Origin of the sequence: Adlercreutzia rubneri (assembly GCF_009755265.1) — a bacterium.
Taxonomy (GTDB): domain Bacteria; phylum Actinomycetota; class Coriobacteriia; order Coriobacteriales; family Eggerthellaceae; genus Adlercreutzia; species Adlercreutzia rubneri.
In genome coordinates this window covers 169,538-175,537 of the sequence record NZ_WPOO01000004.1, presented here as the reverse complement: position 1 = coordinate 175,537, position 6,000 = coordinate 169,538, and the positions used below count along the sequence as shown (strand labels likewise).

Sequence of the window (6,000 nt, the reverse complement as noted above, 5' to 3'; positions counted from 1 at the left end):
CCCCCGCCCGCCCTTGCAAGGTCAAGAGCGCGCCACGCCATGAGGGGCCTCGTGGGCGAGCGGGAGCCGCGGAAGCGGCGTTTCAGGCGGCCGCGGGTCGGACGACCCCGACTCTCGGCCGCAGTTACATATCGAAACGAAGGAGGTGCCTCATGGACGACCATCCGCGCAGGGGCGATGTGTTTTTCGCTTTCCTCGACCCCGTTCTGGGATGCGAGCAGGGAGGCACGCGTCCCGTCCTCGTCGTGCAAAACGATGCGGGCAACAGGCGCAGCAAAACTATCATCGTCGCCGCCATAACCGGCAAGCCCAAGGCGAACCTCCCCGTGCACGTACCCGTGCCCGCGTCGGCCGGGCTCAGGGAGGGCTCGGTCGCCCTCCTGGAGCAGCTGCGCACCATCGACAAGCTGCGCCTGCGCGGGAGGGCGGGGCACATCGGCGCCGAGCAGATGAGGCTTGTGGACGCTGCACTCGCCGTGAGCCTGGGGCTCAAAGGGCCGGGAGACGACTTCATGCTGCTCACGCTGTGCAGGAAGTGCCATCAGACGTTCTGCGACTCGGACGACTACCTGGTGTGGCGCGCGGACTTCGAGCAGGAGCAACGCGAGCCCTGCACCATCTGCAATACCCGCACAGGCTACGACTACAAGGTCGTGAGGAGATGACCGCGCGGCCTTTCGTCCCTTGTCAAGCATGCGATGCGGAAAATCGCATCGTTTCGCGCTCTGCCGAAATGGCTCATTATGAGCGTCGCGCGGAGGCGGCGTTTGACGACGAGGCGCTTTGCGGGGCCGACCCTGGCGGGCTGTTCCTGCCCGCGCTCGAACCGTACCCCTACATGATGACCCCCTGCCAGATAGCCGAGTTCACGGGCCTCACGTCGCAGGGCGTGAGGAAGCTGTTGGCGGCGGGCGAGATGCGCGGGGTCAAGTTCGGGTCGAAGTGGCTGGTTCCCAAGCTCTGCCTCCTGCGCTATCTGAACAGGCGCGAAGATGGAGGAGAGAATGACGAAGACGCTCAAATGCGACAAGCCCGTGGATCTCGATGAGGCGAGGAAGGCGAAGGGGCTTCCCCGCAGGAAGCGCGACGACCCGAAAGCGACCGCCTACGAACTGCGCATCAGAGTGCCCACCGAGTTCCAGGGGGTCATGGGGCGCAAGAAGCTGTCGCGGACGGTGTTCGCCCGCAACAAGCGCGAAGAACTCAGGGCGCGCATCGCCGAGTTCGAGGAAGATGCCAACAGAATGCTTGAAGATAGGACGACGGGGGTGGGCATTGGGGCGCAAGACGTTTCACCGCTGAGTCCCGCAACGCCTTTCGGAGAGTACGTTGAGCGTTACATTGCGCTCCGCAGCAATGGGGCCATAGGAAGGCAAACCCTAGCCAACGAGCGGCGATACGCCGAGTACCTGCGTGAGGTAATAGGGCTTATCCCCCTTCGCGATTTGACGGCGATGGACGTGGAGCGATGCCTGCTTCAGGTGCCCGAGATTTCGCGGCGGTGGGCAAACGAGCGCGTGGAGGAATGGAAAAGGAAACGCGAGCAGGCGGTGCGCGAGGGGAATCGGCGGAAGAAGAAGCCGCTCGGCTCCCCGCGCGTTGCCGGGCCCGATATGCAGCACAAAATCCTCAAATTCTGCCGCGAGATCCTCAACGACGCGCTGGATAGGGAGCTCGTGCAGAAGAACGTGGCGAAGGCGCGCTTCCTCTCCAAGAACTTCAAGAAGAGCCGCCCGCTCATCGACCCTCTCATGGAGGAGGATGCGGCGCGGTTCCTCCATGAAGTGAAGGCGCTTCCCCTGTCGCCTTTCAAGGTGGCGTGCCTCGCCCTTTTCTCCAGCGGGATGCGCCCCGAGGAAGCACTCGCTTTGAAGATGGGCGGCGTCAACGTCGGCGGCGTCCCTTCGGCGAGAATCACCGGGTCGCTCGAACACGGGACGGCGGAAATCGTTGAGTATACGAAGTCCGATTCGTCGTACCGCACGGTTCCTATCGACGATTACACCTCCCGCGAGATAGGCAGATGGATAGAGGAGAAGAGCAGACGCCTGCGCGCCATGGGCATCAGGCCCGGCCCAAGCACGCCTCTCGTGGGAGAACTTGACAAGCCCCTCACCTACAACGTGTTCAAGAAGCAGTGGCAAAGGTTCGTGGAGAAGGTGGGGTTCGAGGGCGTGCGCCCCTACGCGCTGCGGCATACGTTCGCCACCATCAACCTCGCTCGCGGCGAGAACATCAAGACCATCTCCGTCATCCTCGGACACGCGTCGCCGTCCTATACGCTCGACCTCTATGTGGGCTACATCCCCTCGACAAGCAGGGAGCTATCCAACAGGTACGTCTCACGGCTCGAATCGCTGCCGCAGGCCGCATAGTTTTGGAACTTTTGTATTCCGCTGCGTTTTGCTTGGGATGCGTTATAATTCAAGCGCTGCGTTTAGTCAGCGAATGAATTGCGGGCGTCGCCAAGTGGTAAGGCCCAGGCTTCCCAAGCCTGTACCGCGGGTTCGAGTCCCGTCGCCCGCTCCAGCAATCAACGAAGGGCATCGGCGTTTGTCGGTGCCCTTCGATTTTTCTCTTGCAGATGTCCAGTTTTGAAAACAGTTGAAATTTGACGAACTTTTTGACGAACTTCTCGCCATGCGCTAAACTCTAAAAGCGATTTTGCAGGTGACGAGCGGTTTTCTCGGAAATGGAGCTCGGGATGGAAATAGCTTCCCAAGCTTGTATTCGCGGGTTCGAGTCCCGTCGCCCGCTCCATGAACTTCCCGACCCTGCCTTCCGGCGGGGTCTTTTTTTTTGACGCGGATACGGTTTGGGGCGCGGATGGCCGCTCTTTGGAGATAATCTCGCATAGTGCAACGTCCTTGCGCGAAACGAGACCCCAATGGATGCAGCCTTCCGATACCTCAAATGGAACGACGATGTCGTCGGCCTCGTCGTGCCCGACTTATCGGTGCGCTTCGCGGAGCCGCGCTTCAACACGACGGTCGGCCTGTACACCCACGGCCAAACGTCCTGGACGCCCGACCAGTTCCTGCAGTTCCTCTCCGAGCGCATCATGAGTCCGGCCCGCCGCGACATCGAGCGTCTTCTGTTCCGTTGCGGCCTGTCGGAGTACGACGTGTTCAAGATCGCCGATGCCACTCGCGCCATCAACCCCCGCGACGAGCTGTGGCTGGCCTCGACCCCCGATGCTTCCATGGCCGAGGCGGCCACGGAGGTCTTCGACGCCATCTTCCTGCAGCGCACCGATGCGGCGGGAGACAGCGTCGATACGCCGGAGGGTGCGAACGTGAAGCGCTACGGGGCGAGCCAGGGCGCCTACGGCATCGTGAAGCAGCGCATCAGCCCTCTTTCCACCGACGTCGAGTCGGAGGTGGCTGCGTCCCTGTTGGCCGAGATGCTGGGCATGCCCTGCTGCCGCGCGTGGCGCTTCGGCGACGACGCGGTGTTCAGCGCATTCGAGTACGACTTCACCTGCGAGTACCTGGTGCACATGCGCCGTTTGTTCGATGGCCCGCGCGGCGAGAACGAGCTGGAGAACCTGCTGGCCGTGCGCCCCCAGTACGCCGACGACCTCTACCGCATGATCGCCTTCGACTTCATCACGCGCCAGGACGACCGACACCTGTCGAATATCGCCGTGCTGGTGACTGAGGGCGGCGAGGTGTTCTACCCGCTCTACGACAATGGACGTAGCCTCTTCTACGAGGACACCGAGTCCTTCGCGCGGAAGGCCGCCGCCGACCCGCGCGCCTTCGCCACCACCTTCGGCTACGTCGGCACCTACTGGGACCACGCTCGCGACATTGCCGCTAAGGGCGTGCGCTTCGGCGACCTGCTGAACCTCGACGTGGACGAGCGCACCGTCCGCCAGCTTCTCGTTGAGGCCGGCTTCACCGACTACCGCCTGGAAGCCGCCACGGAATGGATCGCGAATGCGGTGGAATGCCTGAAGTCGCTGGGATGATGAAGGGCGAGCCAAGGGAACCGTTCCTCTGACCTACTCGTGACTTAAAGGTCGAAACTCTCGGGGGCTAGGGCAATCGCTTCTCGGGCGAGTTTCCTCTCGCCCATAGCCGGAGGTAAGCGAAGCCGATGAGGGCGGGCGGAGCCGGCGCCGCTGCCTGCGCCGCATAGATTCCGATGAATCCGCAGCCCAAGGGGGCCGCCAGGAGCCAGGTTAGCCCCATCCTCATGATGAAGGCGTCGATGAGAGAGTTCGCAAGGGCCAGCTTCGGCGTGCCCAGCAGGGCGACCCCGAGGGATGCGACGAAAGCGCGGCGCTGCCTTCCAGAAGGGACGGCGCATGATCTGCGGATACTGACATGGAAAGCCTTTCGATGGGGGTGAATACAAAAAGAGAACGGACGCTTGCCCGTTCTCGTGCCCATCGTTCATGTGCGCAAGCCGAAACAACCTGAGGCGGGTTTTCACGGCCGACGATTGCTCGGGCTCTGCTCCGGTCAGCGTCTCGTCCGTATGCTCCCGAAGCCATCCCAATGCAGAGTTTCATGGCTGTTCCTGTCGATATTTGCAAACGCGAGGATTATCCCACCGGGCAAACGTGCTGGCAAGTAGCTGTTGTGCTGCAGTCGCTTTCATGTGCTCAGGAATAACAACGAATGCCGACTGTTGCCTCAGAGCGCTACTTAGCCTTAAATAGCGCAGAATACGGTTGTATAATCCATTGAAATCAGAAGAAAGATCAATCGTGGTGGTCGGCATGTCTTCCTCTTTTGGTGAAACCTGAAGTATTTTCTTGAGGACGATCGAAAAGCACCGATGGTGAACCAGCAATCGGAAGCTTACGTTAAACATCTATGACCGCGCAGAGGCGGACGAACTCATCGACGTGCATGGAGTGCTGCCCGTTGAGGACGTACCAGAGGCGCTTCCTGCCCACGTCGATCCGGCGGGCGAGCTCGGCCACGCTGATGCTGCGGTCCTGTCGGGCGCGCTCTATCCTCGTGACTATGAGATCGGCCTGGTTCATCCGTCTCCTTGCTCTGAGCTCGCTCCCGGCATCTGGCGCAGGGGCGCGAACCCTTGGAGGTTCTCGAATCGTCGCAAACCGTACCAATTCTCCTGCTACGTATGGGGAAAAGGGCCTACTATAGGGCGGGTTGTTCCCATTTTGGGAACACATGAGGGCAACGAAAGGATGTAGCGATGCGGGAGTCACCTGGCTACGTTTGTTCAGGGGTCATCTGAAAAATGCAACCAATTTTGCTCGAACGCCCGTTCCATCACATTTATTGACGTCAGAGACGCGGAGGAAGATGGGCTATGCGAAAAGCATTCGTATTATGATGCAAACATATGCTTGTTGAGAGAAGGATTGCGGCATGGTGGTATCGAAAAGGAAGTCTCTCGCTGGCATAAATGGCATCCCTTTGGAGCAGGACCAATATGCCGACCCCGTCGTGTTTGGGGTCTCCTCGCGCGCATCCATCGCAAGAGGGACAGTAGGCAAGGTGCTGCTCCCTGGCGGGAGAGTCTGGAACGTCGGAAACATCCTGCGCAAACGCGAGTACGGCGGGGAGTTGTTCGGAAGTTTTGTCGTCCACTACTCGCTCAAGGTCGGAGGATCAGAGAAGGACGTCTGGTGGGAAGACGGCAGATGGTTCTCTCGCGAAGGGGCATAAGGTATAAGGCAGAAGACCGAGGTTAACCTTCCCAGATCGGACTGAATTCCCCGCATGGCTTCACAAGATCGTCGGCTATTGTGGCGCGCCCCTTTCGAGGACGCGCCACGAAACACTTTTGCTCGACCCCCGTACGGCAGACGAGCTCGGTCATACCAGCGCTTCGGGTCATAGCCTGAAGGTCGTTGGCTCGAATGCAGCCCTCGCGACCAATAAAACACCAGGTCGGAACGTAATCTCTGACCATATTTATTCTCTTGAGCAGCTCTATGTGGGCGAATATGGGCTAATTATTTGGCTAAAATACCGTGGAACAACCTGCAACCTGGGAAACCCCGTGAAACGCCAG

Annotated in this window: 8 protein-coding genes and 1 tRNA gene; 6 read left to right on the top strand and 3 right to left on the bottom strand. The window is 60.4% G+C overall.

Going from position 1 to position 6,000, the window contains the following annotated elements; all coding sequences use genetic code 11:
- The first annotated feature begins 152 nt into the window (after positions 1-152).
- Entirely contained in the window at positions 153-665 is a 513-nt protein-coding gene (locus tag GO707_RS04090) for a type II toxin-antitoxin system PemK/MazF family toxin (protein ID WP_009305495.1), read from the top strand.
- A 169-nt stretch (positions 666-834) separates the two neighbouring features.
- On the opposite strand, the gene GO707_RS12560 is transcribed toward GO707_RS04090, so the two are convergent.
- The gene (locus tag GO707_RS12560) at positions 835-957 is read right to left on the bottom strand and encodes a hypothetical protein (protein WP_255346938.1); all 123 of its coding nucleotides are present in this window, start codon (positions 955-957) and stop codon (positions 835-837) included.
- On the opposite strand from GO707_RS12560, the gene GO707_RS12255 reads away from it, so the two are divergent.
- The 4 genes from GO707_RS12255 to GO707_RS04070 all read left to right on the top strand — a co-directional run bounded on the left by GO707_RS12255 (position 899) and on the right by GO707_RS04070 (position 3,973).
- Complete coding sequence (locus tag GO707_RS12255; protein ID WP_227791079.1) at positions 899-1,048, top strand: hypothetical protein; 150 nt, start codon at positions 899-901, stop codon at positions 1,046-1,048. The genes GO707_RS12560 and GO707_RS12255 overlap by 59 nt on opposite strands.
- Positions 1,005-2,375: a tyrosine-type recombinase/integrase gene (locus tag GO707_RS04080; protein ID WP_157005806.1), complete on the top strand. Its 1,371-nt coding sequence runs from the start codon at positions 1,005-1,007 to the stop codon at positions 2,373-2,375. The genes GO707_RS12255 and GO707_RS04080 overlap by 44 nt, the downstream gene beginning before the upstream one ends.
- Positions 2,376-2,455: 80 nt before the next feature.
- A tRNA-Gly gene (locus GO707_RS04075) sits at positions 2,456-2,529 on the top strand.
- A gap of 358 nt (positions 2,530-2,887) precedes the next feature.
- Positions 2,888-3,973: a hypothetical protein gene (locus GO707_RS04070; protein WP_157012188.1), complete on the top strand. Its 1,086-nt coding sequence runs from the start codon at positions 2,888-2,890 to the stop codon at positions 3,971-3,973.
- A 542-nt stretch (positions 3,974-4,515) separates the two neighbouring features.
- Here the strand turns inward: GO707_RS04070 and GO707_RS04065 are convergent.
- Together GO707_RS04065 and GO707_RS04060 are read right to left on the bottom strand one after the other, a co-directional pair.
- Positions 4,516-4,731: a hypothetical protein gene (locus GO707_RS04065; RefSeq protein ID WP_147272648.1), complete on the bottom strand. Its 216-nt coding sequence runs from the start codon at positions 4,729-4,731 to the stop codon at positions 4,516-4,518.
- 85 nt (positions 4,732-4,816) lie between these two features.
- Positions 4,817-4,999, bottom strand: a complete 183-nt coding sequence (locus GO707_RS04060; protein WP_198161007.1) for a helix-turn-helix domain-containing protein — start codon at positions 4,997-4,999, stop codon at positions 4,817-4,819.
- 352 nt (positions 5,000-5,351) lie between these two features.
- Between GO707_RS04060 and GO707_RS04055 the strand changes: the two genes are divergently transcribed.
- A complete protein-coding gene (locus GO707_RS04055) occupies positions 5,352-5,651 on the top strand; it encodes a hypothetical protein (protein ID WP_114538572.1) in 300 nt (99 codons plus the stop codon).
- Positions 5,652-6,000 lie beyond the last annotated feature (349 nt).

Excerpts from the sequence above, each read along its gene's own strand:
- GO707_RS04060 (WP_198161007.1), bottom strand. The coding sequence starts at position 4,999 with ATGAACCAGGCCGATCTCATAGTCACGAGGATAGAGCGCGCCCGACAG.
- GO707_RS04080 (WP_157005806.1), top strand. The coding sequence starts at position 1,005 with ATGACGAAGACGCTCAAATGCGACAAGCCCGTGGATCTCGATGAGGCG.
- GO707_RS04090 (WP_009305495.1), top strand. The coding sequence starts at position 153 with ATGGACGACCATCCGCGCAGGGGCGATGTGTTTTTCGCTTTCCTCGAC.
- GO707_RS04065 (WP_147272648.1), bottom strand. The coding sequence starts at position 4,731 with ATGCCGACCACCACGATTGATCTTTCTTCTGATTTCAATGGATTATAC.
- GO707_RS04070 (WP_157012188.1), top strand. The coding sequence starts at position 2,888 with ATGGATGCAGCCTTCCGATACCTCAAATGGAACGACGATGTCGTCGGC.
- GO707_RS04055 (WP_114538572.1), top strand. The coding sequence starts at position 5,352 with ATGGTGGTATCGAAAAGGAAGTCTCTCGCTGGCATAAATGGCATCCCT.